Source organism: Undibacterium sp. TJN25 (genome assembly GCF_049339885.1).
Taxonomy (GTDB): Bacteria; Pseudomonadota; Gammaproteobacteria; order Burkholderiales; family Burkholderiaceae_D; genus Undibacterium.
On record NZ_JBMPPM010000050.1, the window covers coordinates 1 to 336 of the forward strand.

The following is a 336-nucleotide window of genomic DNA, read 5'->3' on the forward strand; positions in this document are numbered from 1 at the left end:
AAGGGCCGGGTGATGGTGATGGGGAGCTGGTCCATCCACAGGCGGGCGACATGTTCCATGGCGAGCTTGCTGACGCCGTAGTCGTTGGCGGGCTGGGCGGGCTCGGTTTCGGCCAGGATGCCGGTGTCGGTGTTGCCGTAGATGTTGGCGCTGCTGGCGACCAGTACGGCGCGGGGCTTGGCGGGCAGGCTGGCGAGGGCGTCGAGCAAGTTGCGGGTGCCGACCACGTTGGTGCGGTAGATGGCGTCGGCGTCTCCGTGGGCGACAAAGGAGATGGCGGCGAGGTGGGCGACCACGTCGGGCTGGATGTCGTGCACGGCGTGCTGCAGCTGGCGG

1 protein-coding gene is annotated in these 336 nt (G+C 69.0%); it reads right to left on the reverse strand.

From position 1 onward, the window contains the following. Positions 1-336: GDP-mannose 4,6-dehydratase (locus tag ACO0LO_RS29070; RefSeq protein ID WP_422970042.1), on the reverse strand; the 336-nt coding region annotated here is incomplete at both ends.